At 71.4% G+C, this 17,232-nt stretch carries 15 protein-coding genes; 6 read left to right on the plus strand and 9 right to left on the minus strand.

Annotated elements, in window-relative coordinates; translation table 11 throughout:
• Nucleotides 1-16 precede the first annotated feature (16 nt).
• The 4 genes from C475_RS15130 to C475_RS15145 are packed head-to-tail and all read right to left on the minus strand — an operon-like array spanning nt 17 to nt 5,989.
• Nucleotides 17-958 (minus strand): DUF7502 family protein, encoded by a 942-nt coding sequence (locus C475_RS15130; RefSeq protein ID WP_006884728.1) that lies wholly within the window; start codon nt 956-958, stop codon nt 17-19.
• Nucleotides 955-1,767, minus strand: a complete 813-nt coding sequence (locus C475_RS15135; RefSeq protein WP_006884729.1) for a hypothetical protein — start codon at nt 1,765-1,767, stop codon at nt 955-957. The genes C475_RS15130 and C475_RS15135 overlap by 4 nt, the downstream gene beginning before the upstream one ends.
• A complete protein-coding gene (locus tag C475_RS15140; RefSeq protein WP_006884730.1) occupies nt 1,764-4,196 on the minus strand; it encodes a VWA domain-containing protein in 2,433 nt (810 codons plus the stop codon). The genes C475_RS15135 and C475_RS15140 overlap by 4 nt, the downstream gene beginning before the upstream one ends.
• Nucleotides 4,196-5,989 carry a DUF7408 domain-containing protein gene (locus C475_RS15145; RefSeq protein ID WP_006884731.1) on the minus strand — a complete coding sequence of 598 codons (1,794 nt, stop codon included), beginning with the start codon at nt 5,987-5,989 and terminating at the stop codon, nt 4,196-4,198. Before C475_RS15145 ends, C475_RS15140 begins: the two co-directional genes overlap by 1 nt.
• A 164-nt stretch (nt 5,990-6,153) precedes the next feature.
• Here C475_RS15145 and C475_RS15150 point away from each other — a divergent pair, with 164 nt between their 5' ends.
• Together C475_RS15150 and C475_RS23940 are read left to right on the plus strand one after the other, a co-directional pair.
• Complete coding sequence (locus C475_RS15150; protein WP_006884732.1) at nt 6,154-6,447, plus strand: HalOD1 output domain-containing protein; 294 nt, start codon at nt 6,154-6,156, stop codon at nt 6,445-6,447.
• A gap of 3 nt (nt 6,448-6,450) precedes the next feature.
• Nucleotides 6,451-6,615 carry a DUF7576 family protein gene (locus C475_RS23940; RefSeq protein ID WP_161625203.1) on the plus strand — a complete coding sequence of 55 codons (165 nt, stop codon included), beginning with the start codon at nt 6,451-6,453 and terminating at the stop codon, nt 6,613-6,615.
• 24 nt (nt 6,616-6,639) lie between these two features.
• Here C475_RS23940 and C475_RS15155 read toward each other — a convergent pair whose 3' ends face one another.
• The 3 genes from C475_RS15155 to C475_RS15165 all read right to left on the minus strand — a co-directional run bounded on the left by C475_RS15155 (nt 6,640) and on the right by C475_RS15165 (nt 12,081).
• The gene (locus C475_RS15155; RefSeq protein WP_006884733.1) at nt 6,640-9,588 is read right to left on the minus strand and encodes an MEDS domain-containing protein; all 2,949 of its coding nucleotides are present in this window, start codon (nt 9,586-9,588) and stop codon (nt 6,640-6,642) included.
• Nucleotides 9,589-9,894: 306 nt separating this feature from the next.
• Nucleotides 9,895-10,950, minus strand: a complete 1,056-nt coding sequence (locus C475_RS15160) for an alcohol dehydrogenase catalytic domain-containing protein (RefSeq protein ID WP_006884734.1) — start codon at nt 10,948-10,950, stop codon at nt 9,895-9,897.
• A gap of 90 nt (nt 10,951-11,040) precedes the next feature.
• Nucleotides 11,041-12,081 (minus strand): lamin tail domain-containing protein, encoded by a 1,041-nt coding sequence (locus C475_RS15165; protein ID WP_006884735.1) that lies wholly within the window; start codon nt 12,079-12,081, stop codon nt 11,041-11,043.
• A 24-nt stretch (nt 12,082-12,105) separates the two neighbouring features.
• Here C475_RS15165 and C475_RS15170 point away from each other — a divergent pair, with 24 nt between their 5' ends.
• Entirely contained in the window at nt 12,106-12,390 is a 285-nt protein-coding gene (locus tag C475_RS15170; protein ID WP_049930706.1) for a hypothetical protein, read from the plus strand.
• A gap of 134 nt (nt 12,391-12,524) precedes the next feature.
• A complete protein-coding gene (locus tag C475_RS15175; RefSeq protein WP_006884736.1) occupies nt 12,525-13,301 on the plus strand; it encodes a class I SAM-dependent methyltransferase in 777 nt (258 codons plus the stop codon).
• 19 nt (nt 13,302-13,320) lie between these two features.
• On the opposite strand, the gene hflX is transcribed toward C475_RS15175, so the two are convergent.
• Both hflX and C475_RS15185 read right to left on the minus strand, forming a co-directional pair.
• On the minus strand, nt 13,321-14,637 hold the full coding sequence (gene hflX, locus C475_RS15180) for a GTPase HflX (protein WP_006884737.1): 1,317 nt from the start codon (nt 14,635-14,637) through the stop codon (nt 13,321-13,323).
• 290 nt (nt 14,638-14,927) lie between these two features.
• Nucleotides 14,928-15,905 carry an MBL fold metallo-hydrolase gene (locus C475_RS15185; RefSeq protein ID WP_006884738.1) on the minus strand — a complete coding sequence of 326 codons (978 nt, stop codon included), beginning with the start codon at nt 15,903-15,905 and terminating at the stop codon, nt 14,928-14,930.
• Nucleotides 15,906-16,063: 158 nt separating this feature from the next.
• On the opposite strand from C475_RS15185, the gene C475_RS15190 reads away from it, so the two are divergent.
• Nucleotides 16,064-16,489: an NUDIX hydrolase gene (locus C475_RS15190; RefSeq protein WP_006884739.1), complete on the plus strand. Its 426-nt coding sequence runs from the start codon at nt 16,064-16,066 to the stop codon at nt 16,487-16,489.
• A gap of 118 nt (nt 16,490-16,607) precedes the next feature.
• A complete protein-coding gene (locus tag C475_RS15195; RefSeq protein ID WP_006884740.1) occupies nt 16,608-17,189 on the plus strand; it encodes a helix-hairpin-helix domain-containing protein in 582 nt (193 codons plus the stop codon).
• Nucleotides 17,190-17,232: the final 43 nt, after the last annotated feature.

Here is a 17,232-nt window from a genome sequence, read left to right on the forward strand (position 1 = left end):
AGGTTCGCGTCGACCGCTATCCGCCGTCGTCGCTGCCGTCGCCGTCTCCGCTGCTGTCGGCGCCGTCGATCCCACCGTCCCCGCCGTCGCGGATGCGCCGGTTGTACTCGCGGACGAGGTCGGCGTCCTCGACCTGTTCGGGGGCGGCGAACTCCGCCTGTTGGCTGTCGACGCCGCCGGCACTCCCGCCGCCTGCGCCGCTCGAATCGCGGTCGGGGAAGGTGCGGTCTTCCTCGACGTCGCGGCCGCCGCCGGAGGACTCGATCTCGGCCGTCTGGTTGTCGTCACCGGTCGACACCTCCTCGCGGTCGCCGAGGACGCGGTCGCCGTCGAGCAGCCCGGTGTAGTTCGTCGGTTCGTCCGCCGACCCGTTCGTCTCGGGCTGGGGCCGGTCGAACAGCGCCAGGTCGACGACCGCCACCTGCACCGTCGCGAGGCTCAGCGCGGCGATCACGACCGCAACCGCGCCGAGCCGGCCGACGTTCAGCAGGCCGACCGCCGAGCTCTCGCGCAGGTCGGCCAGCACTTCGCCGTAGAGCCGCCGGGCCATCCGCGAGTCGGCGTCCGCCTCGGCGGCGTCCCGGGCGGTCCGCAGCTTCTCGGCGACCGACGGGTTGACGCCCTCGAACCGCTCGACGAGCGGCTCGCGCAGTCGCAGCCAGACCGCCACCGCCAGCGCGAGCGCGCCGACCGCGGCCGCCGCCGTCGCCGACCCCGGGACGGCGACCGCCCCGAGGTCGCGGCCGAGCGCCGAGCCGACGGGGTCGGTCACGCTCGCCGGAACGCGGAGTCGGTCCGGGACCCACGAGGGCGAAAGCGCCGCGAGGACGAGATTGACGCCGAGGAAGACGGCCACCGCCTCGACGACCGCGGCAGTGACGGCCGCTTTCCAGGCCTCGCGGCGGATCTCGCCGATCGCCCACCTCATCCGCTCGCGAGAGTCGGCGTCGTCGGTCATCCGTACTCCTGGCAGGTCGTCTTGTTCCGGTTCGCCGGGTCCGAGCAGAGCTCGTCGAGGTCGGACTCCAGGTTCCGGACCGTAGCGTTCCTGTCTTCGAGCCTGTCTTCGAGCGTCCGGACGGTCGCGTTTCGGTTTCTCAGGACAATCTCCAGCCGCTCGACGTCGTCTTCCAGATCGGTGATAGTGCGGTTCTTCCGGTCGAGGTCGTTACGGAGGCTGCTCACGTCAGATTCGAGGGCGGCGACGCGCTCGTCGCGCTCGTCGAGCGCCACCTCCAGCTCGTCGATGCGGTCCTCGGCGTCGGACAGGTCCGCTTCCAGAGTGTCGATCCGGCCCCGCAGGTCGGAGACGGTCGACTCCAGTTCGTCGCGCTGGTCCTGAAGGTCCGAGACTTGCGTCTGTAGCTCGTCGCGGCGCTCTTCGAGCTCGGTCAGTTCACCCTCCAGCCGGGAGATGTTCTCGTTGGCGCTCGCGAGCTCCCTGCGCGTCTGCGCGAGCTGGGCCTCCGTGGTGTTGAGCTGGCGCTCGGTCCGGTTGAGCGTCCCGGCGACCTGGTCGACGTCTTCGGTCCGGGTGTTCAGCTGCGCCCGCGTCTCGTTGAGCCGCTGGCGCGTCGCCCGCAGCTCGGTCCGGGTCTCGTTGAGCCGGTCGGTCAGCTGGGCTCTCTCGGTGCGGAGGGCGTCGTTCTGGGACCGGAGTTCCTGGGCCGAGTCCTGGTAGAGGACGGTCGCGCCCGCCGCGCCGCCGGCGGTGAGCACGACGAGTGCGACCAGGCCCAGACTGATCGGTCGGCCGATTGCGCTCACGGGAGACCACTCGTGAGTGAGGTGCGACCGCGATACACTTGAACGCGCCGGACGATCACTTCGGTTGAGAAGACGACCAGCGCACCGAGTAGCGCGACCCAGCCCCAGGCGTCGCGCACCGAACGGACGCGCGTCGACTGCTCGCGAGCCAGCTCCGCGATCCGGGCGCCCTCGTCCGGACCGAACTCCCGCCCGCCGGTCACGTCGACCAGCCGTTCGAGGTCCGGATCGACGCCCAGGCGGGCGTACTCCACGGGATAGTTGGCGGCGTAGGTCGCGTCGAGCACCTCGTGATAGCCGGCCTCGCGGGGTGTGAACTCCCCGCGGAAGGTCCGTTCGGCGACCTGCCGGAAGGTGACGTTGTCGACGGTCGGGCGCTCGTCACCGCGGTAGGTGAGCGACGCCCGACTCCCGACGCGGGCGTCGCTCACGTCGGTCACGCCCGTCTGGCTGCGCGCCGGGTCGCCGATGGCGTAGTTGACCGACTTCGTGACGACCAGCGAGTCCGGCCGGTCGAGCAGGCCGTCGAGGCCGCCGTCCTCGCCGTAGGCAGTCAGCGAGACGACGCGACCGAGGCCGAACCGCCAGGAGGCGATCGCGGGCGTCCCGTCGCCGGTCGCGACCTGGTAGTCCGCGCCCGCTTTGACCGACACGTCGTTAGCCTGTGAGGGGTTTGCCGCCAGCGTCACCCCGGACGTGATGAACGTGTTCTGTCTGACGATCGTCAGGTTCTGGCCGCTGAACTGCCGGGAGGCACCGCCGAACAGCAGGCGCAAGCGGCTGGTCTCGTTGGCGGCGAAGTACGAGCCGCCCGACTCCCGGGCGATCCGCCGGAGGGTGCCCTCGTCGACTCGGTCGCCGGCGCCGACGGTGATGACGCGGACGCCCTCCCGGCCGAGCTGACTGGCGACCGCCGCGGGCCGTTCCACGTCGTCGGCGCCGTCCGACAGCAGGATGATCGTCCCGGGGTTGTCCCCGAGCATGTCCGCCGCGCCCAGCAGGCCGACGGCGATGTCGGTGCCGCCGCGGGTCGTCTGGAGCCGGCGGACCCGCTCGCCGATCGCCTCCCGGGCGTCTTCGAGCGGCTGGCGGTCGGCGATCCGGTAGGCCTCGCCGCCGAACGCGACGACGCCGACCTGGTTGCGGTCGCCCAGCTGGTCCAGCACGTCCAGCGCGATGCCCTTCTGCGTCGAAAGTCCTTCCTCGGCGCTGCCCGAGATGTCGACGAGCATGGCGATGTTCGTCCGGCCGCCGGTCGCGTTGCCCATCCGTACCGGGAGCATCGCAGCGATGGGCGACTCGCCGTAGTTGCCCTGCTGGTAGGCGTTGTCGCCGCCGACCGTCACGAGGCCGCCACCGTCGATGACGTGCTCCTGCAGGGCGCTGACGTTGCCCAGCTGGCCGGCGGGCGTGTCCTGGACCACGACCGCCGCGTACTCGTCGAGGTCGCCGGGCACCGACGAGGCGTTGGTCACGTTGTACAGCGACCCGAGATAGCCGCGCAGGGGATACTCCCCCTGCGCGACGTACAACAGCCGCGGCTTCTCGACGACGCGCACGTCGTGGTAGAAGACGTCGTTGCGCTGGTAGACGTCTTCCCCGTCGACCCTGGCGGTCACGCGATGGTCGCCGACCGCCTCGAAGCTGTGGTTGACCGCGAGCGACTCCCCGGCGGCCAGCTGTCCGGTCCGGACCGCCTCGCCGTCGATCTCGACGGTGACCGGGACCGAATCGTCGGCCTCGACGCCCGAGAGCGAGACGACGAACTCGGTCGGGAGGCCGACGCTCGCGGTCGAGGGGCCGGCGACCGCGACCGCTCGTTCGGTCCGCTCGGGTGAGAGTTCGACGGCGCTGACGGTGGCGTTCAGCCTGCGGGCGTCCTCTGCGGCGGCCGCGAGGCTGCGACCGGCGGTCACCTGCCCGTCCGAGGCGACGACGACGGTGCCGTTCTCCCGCAGGTTCGCCGCGATGCCGTCCCCGAGTCGCGACTCGTCGCCGCTCCCGACGGTCGCTGTCGTCACCGGCACCCCCGCCGATTCGATCCCGCCGACGAGGTCGTCGGTCGCGTTCGGGAACGCCCCCATGCTCGCCGACTCGTCCGTCAACAGCGTCACCCTCGGCTCGCCGGGCGTTTCGCGAGTCTGGACGGTGTAGGGCCCCATCGCGCCGACGACCAGCAGCGTGACGACCAGCAGCCGGCTGGCGAACAGCAGTCGCCGACTCCGCGGCGAGGCCGACCGGGTGCCCGCCTCGCCGCGAAAGATCAGGTACGCCAGCAGGGCCAGCGCCACCGGGAGCGCCGCCAGCGGCCAGAGCTGCTCGACGCCGACGGTCAGGCCGTCGACGGAGTACGAGACTGCGAGCGGGAGCGGGGCCGTGGGAAAGGTCGTCGACGCGGCCGCCCACACGACCGACAGCGCGGCCGCCATCACAGCTCACCCCGCCGACGCAGGTAGCCGACTTCGAGGAGGACGACGAGCAGCGCCCCGAGGGCGACGAACTCGGTGACCCGCTGGGGAACGGTCCGCGTCTCCGTGCGCGTGACGTTGCCAACCGGCCCCGACCGCTCGCCCAGGTCCGCGGCGTCGACCGCCGACTCCCGCTCGGAGAGCAGCGCCGCGCTCTCGGCGGTCCCCCCGGCAGTATAGACGCCGACCTCCCGAACGGTGGCCGTCGGTCCCGCGAGCCGTCCGGACGGTCCCTCGATCCGGTCGGCGCCGAACCGGACGGTGTCGCCCGTCTCGTGGTTCAGCGCCGACAGGGGCTCCCGGCCGGCCAGGTGGAAGACGGCGCGCTTCCAGAAGACGGGGTACTGGTAGTTGTACTTGAAGCTCGACCGCTCCTCGATGTAGCCGTAGTACAGCAGTCGCCCCGACTCGCGGCGGTCGGTCGCGAGCAGCGGCGTCCCGTCGCGCAGTTCGACGAGCGTCTCGCCCGACCGCAGCGAGCCGGTCAGGTACTCGTCGGGTGCCTGGAAGTCGATGCCCTCGGTGAGGGCCGTCTCGGCGGTCCGGCGGACCGTCGGCGCGGAGCCGGTCGGTCCCGGCTCGACCAGCAGGAGGTCGCGCAGCCGGTCGGGCATCTCCGGCTGAGCCTGGACGGCGACCCCGCCGCCGCTCGCGACCGTATCGCGGCCCGCCTGGACGTTCCCGGGCAGCAGCGAGTCGCCGTCGACGTTGCTGTAGAGTATCACGTCGTAGTCGTCTTCGACGGTCGTGGGCGGGTTGTCGACGGTCAGATCGACCTGGTCGACCAGCGAGAGCGCGGTCGTCAGGTAGCGGTTGCGGTCGTTGGTCAACACGAGGGTGTCGACCGTCGGGTCCTCGGGGGCGACGACGGGCACGGCGTCGTCGGTCGCGAAGTCGTCGCCGGGCGAGAGCCGCGCCTCGCTCGCGCCCGCGGGGACCGGGAACGTCACCGTCGTCACGTCGCCGGCGGCCAGCGCTATCTCCCGCTCGCGGTCGCCCAGCGAGACGGTCCGCGTGGCCGACTCCGCGCCGAAGTTCCGCACCGAGAACGTCACCTCGGAGCCGCCGAACCGGCGGTCGACGAAGCCGACGTTGGCCGCGCCGCCCCCGGCGAACTGCCGGAGGCTGACGCTCACGTCCCGGGCGCGAAGGCTCCGGACGGCGTCGGCCCACTCCGAGCCCTGGAAATCGCTCAGGACGACCACGCGCACGTCTTCCTCGACGAGCGCACGCGCCTGCGCGACGGCACCCCGCAGGTCGCCGGGGGCGTCGGTCGCTTCGAGACCGGCGAGCGCGTCACGGGCGGCGCTGGGCGGGCCGCGGCGGAGGGCCACCTGTCCGCCGCCGTCGGTCGTGACGACCGACGTCCGGGTCGTCACTTCCTCGTCGGCCGCTGCGAGCGCGCGGTCGAGTCGCGTCTCGCCGCCGTCGGTCGTCGCCATGCTCGCGCTCGTGTCGACGACCAGCACCGTCTCCTCGACGACCGCCCGCTCCTGGACGGGGACGTACGGCGCGGCGAGCGATCCCGCGAGCAGGAGGACGGCGAGGATCTGTATCAGCAATAGCAGACTCCGCGACAGCCGTTCGAGGAGCGGTGTGACCGCTCGCTGGCGCTGTTCGTCGGCGAGGAAACGGAACGTGGGCAGTTCGACGCGCTCTGGATCCGGACGGATCAGATACAGGAGGACGATGGGGACGACGACCAGAGCGGCGGCGAGCCCGAGCGGTGCGAGGAACACGTCGGAGAGGGCCATTCGTGTTGCCGGGACGACTGGAACGTACATTGGTCTTGTGGCGCTCGACCCGCGGACGCGGCGGCGATCCGGCGCCGTCTAGACTGATAGCCACCGGTCGGCGGCGACGCTTCACACTGAGGTACAACGGCTATGGGGAGATGTCCCCTTGGACGTAGTAGATAATGCAGACACCAATCGAAACCGAGCTTACCTACCGGATCGACGACGACCAGTCCGCCAGCGAAGCCGTCCTCGACGCGGTCGCGGAGCGGGTGGGTGTGGACGTACTCGACCTCTCGACACCCCTCTACGACGCCGTCGACCCCGAAGCGCTCGACGCGTTCTACCGGACCAGCGGCGACGAGCGAGCGGCGACACGGGTCTCTTTCGAGTACTGCGGATACGAGGTGACGGTGTCCGGCGACGGAACAGTCGCCCTCGACGCGGTGGCCGGCGGGGACGCACGCCTCGGGTAAGTCGTGGGTTCGCAAGCCGACGAAAACGGGTTCGAGAGCTGCGCGCACTGCGGCGCACGGCTGTCGCGCTCGGAGTGGTACCCCGCGCGGAGCCACGTCGAAGACGGGTCGTTCGCGGTCGCCTCGTTCTGCGACGAAGCGTGTCTCCGGGGCTGGCGCGAGGGCTGACCCGGCTCCCGAGCGAGACCCGATTCAGCGATCCGGCCCGCCGGACTCGAAGAGCTGCCGGCAGAGCTTGCGGTGGGCGGCGCGGACGTGCGTGTTGAACGTGGGCTGGGAGATGCCGAGCGACTCGGCGACTTCGCTCCCCGTCCGTCCTCGCGGCGTGGCAAAGTACCCGCCGAAGTACGCCGTCTGCAGCACTTCCAACTGCCGGTCGGTGAGCTCCTCCGTCAGCGTCGCGCGCAGCTCCGTGGGCGACCGGCGCGGTCGCTCGCGGCTCCGCTGGGCGACCAGCTCCGTGTCCGCGTAGGCGTCCCCGAAGGCCGCGACGAACTCGCGAACGTCGGCCTCGACGCCGAGTTCGACGACGAGCGTCGCGGTGCCCTCCGAGGCGGTGAGCGAGCGCGGCCGCCCGCCGTGGCGCCGCGCCGTCTCGCAGAGGCTCCGCTCGCCGAGCGTCGCCTCGAAGAGACACACCGGTTCGTCGCCGTCCTCGTACTCGGAGACGAGCGTCGGCTCGCTCGTCTCCAGGTCGACCGCGGCCGCGCGGAGCTCCTCGGCCGGGACGCCCCGCGTCGACGCGTAGGCCCTCGGTCGCCCGTCCGGAGTCGGGACGATCCCCTCCAGCGTGAGGTCACAGCCCGTCTCGCACGCGAGTTCGACGACGCCCAGGTCGTCGTCGCCGACGGCGAACTCCAGCTCGGTCACCTCGTCGCTGACCAGCGAGCGCTTGCTCTCGACGGCGTTGATGGCGTAGGCGATGGTGTCGGCCAGCTCGGCCAGCACCGACCGCTCCAGCTCGTCGAACACGCCGGGCTGGTTGGCGTAGACGTTGAGCACGCCGTAGAGTGCGTCGTCGTAGACGAGCGGCAGGGCGATCGAGGCGTGGTAGCCCCGGGTCAGCGCCGCCTGGCGCCACGGCTCGAAGTCGGGGTCCTCGACGATGTTGTCGACGACCCGGGTCTCGCGGGTCCGCACGGCCCGTCCCGCGGGGCCGCGACCGGTCGTCCGCTCGTCGGCCGTCACCGTCGTCGCGTCGAGGTAGCCCTTCTCCGCGCCGGCCCACTCGCGGGGCGTGACCTCGTCGGTGACCGGGTCGTGGTCGCCGACCCACGCCAGCTCGTAGGGCCCCACGTCGGCCAGCTGCTCGCAGACCACCGTCTCGATCTCGCCGCGGGTCGACGCGCCCACGAGCGACTGCCCGATCGAGCGGATGGTGTCGTTGATGCGGTTGAGCCGTTCGAGCGAGTCGTTCTGCTCCTCCAGCGTCCGCTCGCGCTCGGCGAGGAGCCGCTCGCGGCCGGCCCGGCCGCAGGCCGTCTCGACGGTCGCGGCCGTCGTCTCGACGAACTCCAGCGCCGCCTCGGTGAACCCGCCGTTCGCCTCGGTCGCGGTGACGAACACGCCGTGCGAGCCCAGCGGCACCGCCGCGATCTCGGTCACGTCGTCGCCCGCGCCCGACACGTCTCCGTCGACGACGCGCGTCTCGCCCGCCGTGAACGCCTCCCAGAGCGAGCCCGACGGGGTCTCGCTCAGCGCGGCCGTCGGGAGTTCGTCGGTCGCCCGCTCGGTCCGCGCGGCCGTCTCAAGGCCGCCCGCCGCCCGGTCGTACTGGACGACCGCCGTCAGCGGCAGCGCGAGCGTCCCCCCGGCGTGGGCGACGGTCGCCTCGGCGATCGCGGACTCGCCCTCGGCGTCCATCAGGTCGCGACTCATCTCGTTGAGCGCGGCCAGTTGCGCCTGGCACTGTTCGCGCTCTAGCTCGTAGCCGATCCACTGGGCGGTCAGCTCCAGGAACGTCCGCTCGGCTTCGGAGAACGACCGGTCGCGCGCCTCGCGGGCGGCGAAACAGAGCGTCCCGTATCGCTCGTCGCCGACGGTCACCGTCGTCCCGACGTAGCTGTCGAGGTCGTAGATCTCGTAGGCTCGATCGTCCGTCCAGCCAGCAGTCGGGGCGTCGTCGACCGCGACGAGGCCGTCGCTCTCCAGGACTCGTCGGCAGTAGGTTTCCATCGGATTCGCGGTCAATCCGGGCTGGATCAGCTCGTGGTCGCCGACCGCGTCGACCAGTTCGAACCGCCCGTTCGCGGTGTGCGAGAGGAAGCCGATATCGAGGCGGAGGTACTCGCAACCGAGCTCCAGAAACCGGCCGAGCTTCTCGTCGAAAGACAGATCCGATCGCGAGGCGAGGGCGTGGTGGCTGCGGAGCGCCTCCGTCTGCCCGTGCAGCGACGCCTTCGCTTGCGCACGCTCGCGAAGCGTCCCCAGCATCCGGTCGAGTTCGCGCTCGGGCCGGTCCGGGCCGCAGAACTCCGCGGGCGGCGTGTAGTAGACGTTGTGACAGACCGTCGTGTCGTAGATGAGGTGCGGGTGGACGCGGACGATCTCGATCAGTTCCTCGGCGGGGAACCGCTCGCGGTCGTACTGACAGAGCGCGATCGCGTCGGCGCCGTCGAACAGCTCGTTGATCCGGCTCTCGTACTCCATGAACGCCTCGATCGGGACGCCGTTCTCGACGATCCAGCCCGTCTCGGCGACCACCCGGAGCGCTTCGAACTCCGCCGTGGCGGCCTCGATCTCGGTCCCGTAGACCTCCATCATCGACTCCGGATCGAACGAACCGTCCCGGAGATACGTGTCCTGGACGCTCGCGAAGACGAGCGAGCCCGATTCGACCGCGCCGTCGACGTCGACACCGCGGTCGCGGAGCAGGTCGACGACCGTCTCCAGCGACCGCTCGTCGCCGACGTAGAGGCACTTCTCGCCGGCGTCGAGGCCCTGCCGAAGGAACGGGACCGTGGCCGCGAGTCGCTCCGCGCGGTCGTCGTAGACGAGCGCGAAGTGGTCGTTGGCGTGGTCGTGCCCGTCCAGCGGCTCGATCGGTCCGCGGAACTCCGCGCTCTCCCGGAGCGCGTCGACCCCGTTGTCAAGCCCGAGCACCCGACCCCGGTCCTCGTCGAGGTGGCGCTTCGTACTCATCCGTCGTGACTCACCCCGTCCGGCCGCACGCGTCCACCCGGCTCGGTCTCGATTTCTCCCGTTCCGGAAAATAGTTGCCGTGTCATGATATGTGAAGGGCCGCGAGGCGCCCCGCCCCGCGGTCGTCGTCGTGGGGAGGAGCGGACTAAACCGTATAAGGGAAGCGGTATTTCGCTGACAATACGTACCGGCTCGGCGCCGGAAACGGGCCTGGCGCTCGCCGGTTACGCGACGGTACGGATCGGGTAGTTGCCGGGTTCGGGGGACAGCGGCGCCGGCGCGCCGTCGCGCGACCGGATGCGCGACTCAGAACGCGGTGACCACTTCGACGCCGACGGTATCGAAGTCGCTCATCGCCGCCAGCCGGTCGGGCACCTCGCGGAGCGCGACGCGGTCGGTCACCAGGGCCCCGGGGTCGACCTGCCCGGCGGCGACCATCGCGAAGATGTCGTCGTATCGGCGTGGGGGCATGCCACGGGAGCCGGCGACCGTCAGGTCGTCCTGCACGAGGCGGTCGACCGGTAGCGCCACCTCGCCGCGGTCGGCCTCGCCGGTCAGTCCGACCTGGACGTGCGTGCCGCCGCTCCCCAGCGAGTCGAGAGCCGTCCGGAAGGTCTCGGCGGATCCGAGCGCGTCCATCGACAGGTCCGCACCGCCGAAGCGCTCGCGGACGCGCTCGGGGGCGTCGACGGCCTCGGCGTTCAGCGTCGCCGCGGCACCGATGTCGGCGGCCAGTTCCAGCGGTGCCTCGCGCACGTCGACGGCGACGGGCGTGGCCCCGAGCGCGGCGGCGATCTGGACCGCGGAGAGGCCAACGCCGCCGCAGCCGACGACGGCCACCACATCGCCGCCGCCCACGTCGGCGGTCACGTCCAGCGCCTCGAAAGCGGTGACGAACCGACAGCCCATGCTCGCCGCGGCGACCGCCGAGACGCCCTCGGGGAGGTGGACGGCGTTCACGTCCGCCGCGGGGACGTGGAAGCGCTCGGCGAACGCCCCCGGCGCGGCGGGTCCGAACCCCAGCGCGGTCGCGCCCTCGCAGTAGTTCTGCCGTCCCGCTCGGCAGGCCGGACACGTCCCGTCGGCGAGGCTGAACGGGACGACCACGCGGTCGCCGACCGCGACGGTCTCCACGTCGGCACCGACTTCGCGAACGGTTCCCACGGGCTCGTGGCCCAGGACCTGCCCCGTCGGGACGCGGTCGTCGACCCAGTCGCCGTGGCCCTGCCAGGCGTGCCAGTCGCTCCGGCAGATCCCGCAGGCCTCCGTCTCGACGACGACGCCGTCGGGGTCGGGCTCGGGTTCGGGCACGTCGCGGAGTTCGAGCGGTTCGCCGTGCTCGGCGAGGACGACTGCGCGCATACTCGTTCTTTCCGCCCGTGTGCAGTCACCGTTTCGGTCGTCCGGGCGACAGCAGTCCGGTCCTATCGGCGGCGTTCGTCCCAGCCCCGCTCAGTACGCGTATCGCAGGACCGTCTCGCCGTCGCGAGTGACGACCACCGTGTCGCCGCCGTTGTTCCAGACCGCCGAATCGCTGCCCCAGTAGAGCGTGTCGTCGCTGTCGGTGCCCGAACCGGTACGGAGCGTCACCGTCTCGCCCGGACCGAGCGCGAACCCCGCCGGGAACGCGTAGGTGTGGTCGGCCTCGTCGCTGACCGTCCAGCCGCCCAGTTCCAGCCGCCCCTCGCCGTCGTTGCCGAAGACCACGTACTCGTCGTTGCGGTTCTCGTGGTCGTTGCCCGCCGCGTCGGCGTGGACCCGCTCGACGGTCAACCCCGCGGCCGAGGTGACGACCGGCCCGTCGGTGTCGCCCGAGTCGCCGCCGTCGGTCCCGCCACCGCCCGCCACGGTCGCGCTCGGGTCCCGACAGCGCCAGAGCCCACGGCGGGCCGCCTGGGCGTCGGCCTCCGCGGCGTAGTATCGCTCGGACCGCTGGAACGTGCTGTCGTAGACCCGAGCGTGCCCGGTCGCGAGCAGCCGGTAGGTGAAGTCCGTGCCGTTCGTCGCGGTCGCGGTGTCAGATGCCTGGGACCCGTCCGCCCCGCTCGCGTTGACGTGAACGTACGCCAGCAGCCGGTCGTAGCGGTCCCGGCGGTCGGCCGCCGGGTCGGTGACCAGCGTCACCCGTTCGTCGGCCAGCCATCGCTCGGCGAACGCGCTTGCGTTCTCGCCGGCCGATTCGAGACACCCGGCGCCCGCCTCGTCGTCCGCTACCCCCTCGTACTCCGTCGGGTCGTTGTCGGCGTGAACTTCGGGCGTGTCGACGCCCAGCAGCCGCACCGTGTCGGTCGAGCCGTTCGCGTAGCGCACGTCGATAGTGTCCCCGTCGACCACGTCGACCACCGTCGCCGCCGTCCCGTTCGCCGCGTCCGGCGCCGCGGCCGTCGGCCCGGTACCCGGCCCCTCGCCCGTCGACAGCCCCGCGCAGCCGCCGAGAGTCGCCAGCAGCGCCACTGCGAGGACCGCCGCGACTCGAGCGGGACGACCGTTCATACCCTCGATCGGTCCGCCAACCGCATGAGCGTTGGCACCTCGGACGCGACGTGTTCGAACCGAAGCGCGGGCAGCGTCCCTGTCCCACAGTATTACAGCGTCGGGATAACCACTGTTCGCATGGCCGGGGACTCACGCAGTGGGACTCTGCAGACGGGTTCGTACGTGGTCGCTGCCGCTGTGTTGGGCGCCGTCGTGGGATATCTCCGCGAAGGGTCGGTCGGTGGGGCGCTCGCGCTGTCGTTCGCCGTCGGTCTCGGAGTGGCCCTCGCCGTTCTCGGTCTCGCGGCGTGGAATCGATACTTCTGAGTCCACCGTCGGCCAGCCGTCCGCCGCTCTCTCGCCCGTCCGTCCTGGCCTCGGCCGTCGCCACCGAACTGGCCGTCCCCGGTCGTCCGGTCACCGACCCTCGATAATAAGCCCCACCGCGGTCTCTCACCGGCATGGCCGAGGACCCGGAGACCGTGTTCGCGGCGAACCGCCGCTACTGGGACCGTTCGACGCCTCAGAAGATGGACCACGGGAGCTACCCGCTGGCGGCGTTCCGGGCGGGCGAGTCGACGCTGTTCGACCACGAGCGCGAGGCGGTGGGGGAGGTGTCCGGCCGGTCGCTGCTGCACCTCCAGTGCAACAACGGCCTCGAAACCCTCTCGTGGGCGCGGGAAGGCGCCGACGCCGTCGGCGTCGACATCTCCGGCGAGAGCCTGCGAGTCGCGCGCGAACTGGCCGCCGAGTCGGGGCTCGACGCGGACTTCGTCCAGTGCAACGTCTACGACGTCGCGGACGCGCTCGACCGCGAGTTCGACGTGGTGTACACCGCCCGCGGCGTGCTCGGCTGGCTCCCGGATCTGGACGGCTGGGCCGACGCGGTCGCCCGCTCGCTCGCCGACGACGGCGTCTTCTACCTCTTCGAAGGGCACCCGCTCGTTCACTCGTTCGACGGCGACCTCGACCCCGCTCGCTCGTACTTCGAGACGGGGCCGCGCGAGCGGACCGAGTCGGACTTCGGCGCCGACGAGCGCCACTTCCTGACGCATCACCGGCTGAGCGACGTGGTCACGGCGCTGGCCGCGGCCGGACTGCGGGTCGAGTTCCTCCGGGAGCACCCCTTCGACTACTGGCGCCGGTGGGACCGGATGGTCCGAGACGACGCCGGTCGCTGGCGGCTCCCCGACGACCCGATCCCGCTCACCTTCTCGTTGCGGGCGAGGCCCGCATAGCGGCGGCCTCCCTCGGAGATCACTCGCCGAGCGCGTGAGCGTCCGCCCGTAACTGTTCGACGACCGACGGCCGCCCGCGGACCGACAGCGAAACCGTCTCGGCGCCGTACTCGACGGACTCGACCGCGGCGCGGTCGTACGCCCGCGAGACGAGACCCATCGCCTCGTCACAGTTGGGGAGCCGCAACTCGGCGCGTTCGGTGGGGAGCCGCTCGGTGACCGCCGCGCGGAGGCGGTCGAAGTTCGTCCCCGCGCGGACGCTGACCGGCACCGGATCCGGAGCGAGGTCGGCGACCGCCTCGCGGCGCTCGGCCAGCGCGTCGTCGTCGAGCAGGTCGGTCTTGTTCAGCGCCGTGACGACCGCCGACTCGTCGACGCCCTGCCCGTCCAGCACGTCGAGCGCGACCGCGACCTTCTCGCGCAACTCCGGTGGCGAGTCGCTCGCGTCGGCGACGAGCACGACCGCGTCGGCCGCCGCGGCGTCCGACAGCGTCTCGCTGAACGACTCGACCAGCCCGTGGGGTAGGTCGGCGACGAACCCCACGGTGTCCGTACAGAGCACCCGCCGACCGTCGATCGTCGCCCGCCGGGTCGTCGTCTCCAGCGTTTCGAACAGGCGGTCGCGCACCGCCGCCGTCTCGGTCGCCGCGTCGGGGTGGGCGTCGCGCCCGTGGGGCCCGGGGCCGCCGCTCCCGCCGGTGCCGTCGAGCGTCAGGTCGTCGGCCAGCCGGTGCAACAGCGTCGACTTCCCGGCGTTGGTGTAGCCGGCGAGGGTCACCAGGTCGAACCCCTGCTCGCGGCGCTCGGCGCGGTGCTGCTCGGCCGGATGTGGGAGGTCGTCGAGCTTGCGTTCGAGGTCTGTGATCCGGTTTTTGACCCCGTTGAGCGGCGTCCCCTTCTCGACGCTCCTGTTCAGTCCCTGCACGTCCGAGCGCTCCTTCAGCCGCGGGAGGTCGTACCGCAGTCGCGCGAGTTCGGTCTGGAGCTGCGCCCGCCGCGCGCTCGCCCGGTCGGCGAAGACCGCGAGCACGAGCCGGTAGCGGTCGAAGACCGCGGTCTCCTCGGGGAGCGCGTCCCGGAGCGCGGCCGTCTGCCGGGGCGTCAGCTCGTTGTCGACGGCGACCAGGTCCGCGTCCGTCTCCGCGACTCGCGTCGAGAGGTCGGCGACTTTCCCGCGGCCGAAGTACGTCCCCGGGTCCGCCGCGCGGGCCTGGGTCACCGCACCGCGGACCTCGTAGCCGGCGGCCTCAGTCAGCGCTCGTATCTCGTCGGTGTCGACCGGTCGGTCGGCCGCTCGCCCCGCGACGACCGCCGTCGATCCCGTTCGTCGTCTCATGTGTGTAGATGGTTCTGTGGATGGTGTCGGTCTGCGCGCGATACCGTCCGACGACCGTCCGATCGCCGGACGGCCGCCGGGCTATCGGGGGTCAGAAGGAACCGGTCACAGCGCCACGAGGGTGCCCCAGACGCGGCGGGTCCTGCTGGCGCTCTCGCGTCCGACCGCTGGACGCGACGCATTCGTGGTCAGCGACCGGTCAGCAGAAGTGTCTGATCTCCATCGCCGTGTCTGGCAGATCGGCCGGCCCCGTCAAGAGCGTTGTCGTGGCGTGGGAACCAGTATCACGCTCAGAAGTCACTGAGTGTGGCCTGCCCCTTCTTGAGTGACTGCGCGGGGATGCCCAGTTCAGACGTGACGCTGGTCGCGAACGCGTCGGCGAAGCCGTGCTGGGTGTACACCTGCTCGGGGTCGACGGCGGCGACGAGGGCGAGGAGTTCGTCGTAGTCGCAGTGGTCGGTGAGGACGAACCCCTCGTCGAACCCGCGGCGGTAGACGAACGAGTCGTCGACGGCCCACCCCGAAAAGCCGGCCGTCACGGCCCCGGTCGACTCGACCAGCGACTCGACCCACGGGCTCCGCGGCGACCCCGAGCAGACGAGCGCGTCGCCGGGCCCCAGGTCCACGTCGTCGCCGTAGCGCTCACCTGGGAACGTCACGTCGCGGTGGCGCTCGATCACGTCGCTCACGTCGGCGACGGCGTCCGTGACGAACACGCGGTCGCGCGGCGACTCCGCGAGGATCCGCTGGAGCTTCTGGGCACGTCCCAGCGCGTAGCCGAACAGGAGGACCGGCCTGTCCGTCGTCGCCGCGAGCCACGACTGAACTCTCCCGACCGTCGCCTCGGTCGAGGGGAAGCGGTACTCGGGTTTCCCGTAGGTCGTCTCCAGGATCAGCACGTCGGCGTCGACGGGGTCGAAGCCGTCGAGGTGGAACCGGTCGCGCGTCGAGCAATCGCCGGTGTAGAGGTACTGTCGCCCGGTATCGGGGTCGGTGAGCCGCATCGCCCGCGACCCGGCCACGTGGCCCGCCGGGAACAGCTCGACCGCGGGGTGGTCGACCGCGGCCGGGGCGGCGCCGTCACGTCGCGCGTCGAGCAGCGCCGCCGTCAGCTCCGAGGCGACGACCGCCGAATCGCTCGCGTAGTGGTCGCCGTGAGCGTGGCTCACCAGCGTCGCGTCGGCGTCGCCGCTCCCGTCCGCGACGAACCGCTCGCCACCGGCGAACGTCACCTCGATCCCGCTTCCCAGCCGGACGCGCCGAGTCACGCCCGCCCGTAGGCCCCTCGGCCGAATATACGTGTCGTCGGTCGTCCGACTGTCGCGAGTATACGTTGTATGACATCGAAAACAGCGTTCGCAAGTCTGACCGTCCGCCGGTCCGCGCTCGTAACGATTATCGGGCCGACACCTGTAGCGGACGGCCCATGAGCTGGCGCGACATTCGGCCGGTGGCGGTCGGCGTTCCCCGACGCGGGGACGAGGTGCTCCTCAGTCGACTGTCCGACGAGAGCGAGGCCGAGACGTTCTATCGTCCGATCGGCGGTGCGATCGAGTTCGGCGAGTCGAGCGACGAGGCGCTGGTCCGGGAGTTCGGGGAAGAACTCGACGTTGAGGTCGTCGAGGCCGACCTGCTGGAGACCCTGGAGAACACGTTCACCTTCGACGGCCAGCGGGGCCACGAGATCTGGTTTCTCTACGACGTGACGCTCGCGGAGTCGTGGCCCTACGAGCGCGACGAGTTCGAGGGGCGAGAGCCGGAGACCGACGAGACCTACAGAGCTGTCTGGACTGCGGTCGACGCGCTCGACGACGTGACCGTCTACCCGGAACACCTCGCGTCGCTGCTCTGACCCGCTCGGCACGCCGCCGGCGGTGCGGGGACCGACAGGCCCAAACCGCCCGAGAGCGTGGTGATCGTACGGGGTACGTGCCGTCGAGAAACAACCAGGCACGGCTTCGAACCCGACCATGGCAGACCCAACTTTCGATCCGTCGAGAACCAACAGGATCGGCACGCAGATCGGACTCGTCCTCGAAGACCAGCGCACCGCCGAGCGACGGCAGGTGATCTACACCGACGCGCAGGTGGTGCTCCTGCGCGACGAATCCGGGGGCACGACGCTCGTGCGCCGCGATGGCTTCGACGCCGAACTCGGGACGCGCTACCGCCCGCGTCCGGGCGCCGAACCGCCGAGCGACGCCGGCCAGTACGCCCGCCTCCGCGAGCGCCTCGCCGCCTACGAGCGCGAGGAGGGCCGCAAGGCGAAACACAAGGCCGACGCGCTCCGCGAGGCGCTGGACCTGCTCGCCGACCCGGGCGGCGGCGACGACGATCCGGACGACGCCGAATCCGGCGAGAGCGGTACCGACACCGACCCGAAGGTTCCCTTCGAGGAGGTCGCCGGTATCGGCCCGAAGACCGCCGGGAAACTCCGCACCGCCGGCTACGTCACCGAGAGCGACGTGCGCGGCGCGGCGGACGACGCGCTGCTGGCGGTCGCCGGACTCGGCCCGGAGAGCCTGTCGAACCTCCGCGAGTTCGTCGACTGATACGGATCGCTCTCACTGGTTCCCGCGACGACCGCCCACGTTC

Origin of the sequence: Halosimplex carlsbadense 2-9-1 (assembly GCF_000337455.1) — an archaeon.
GTDB lineage: Archaea > Halobacteriota > Halobacteria > Halobacteriales > Haloarculaceae > Halosimplex > Halosimplex carlsbadense.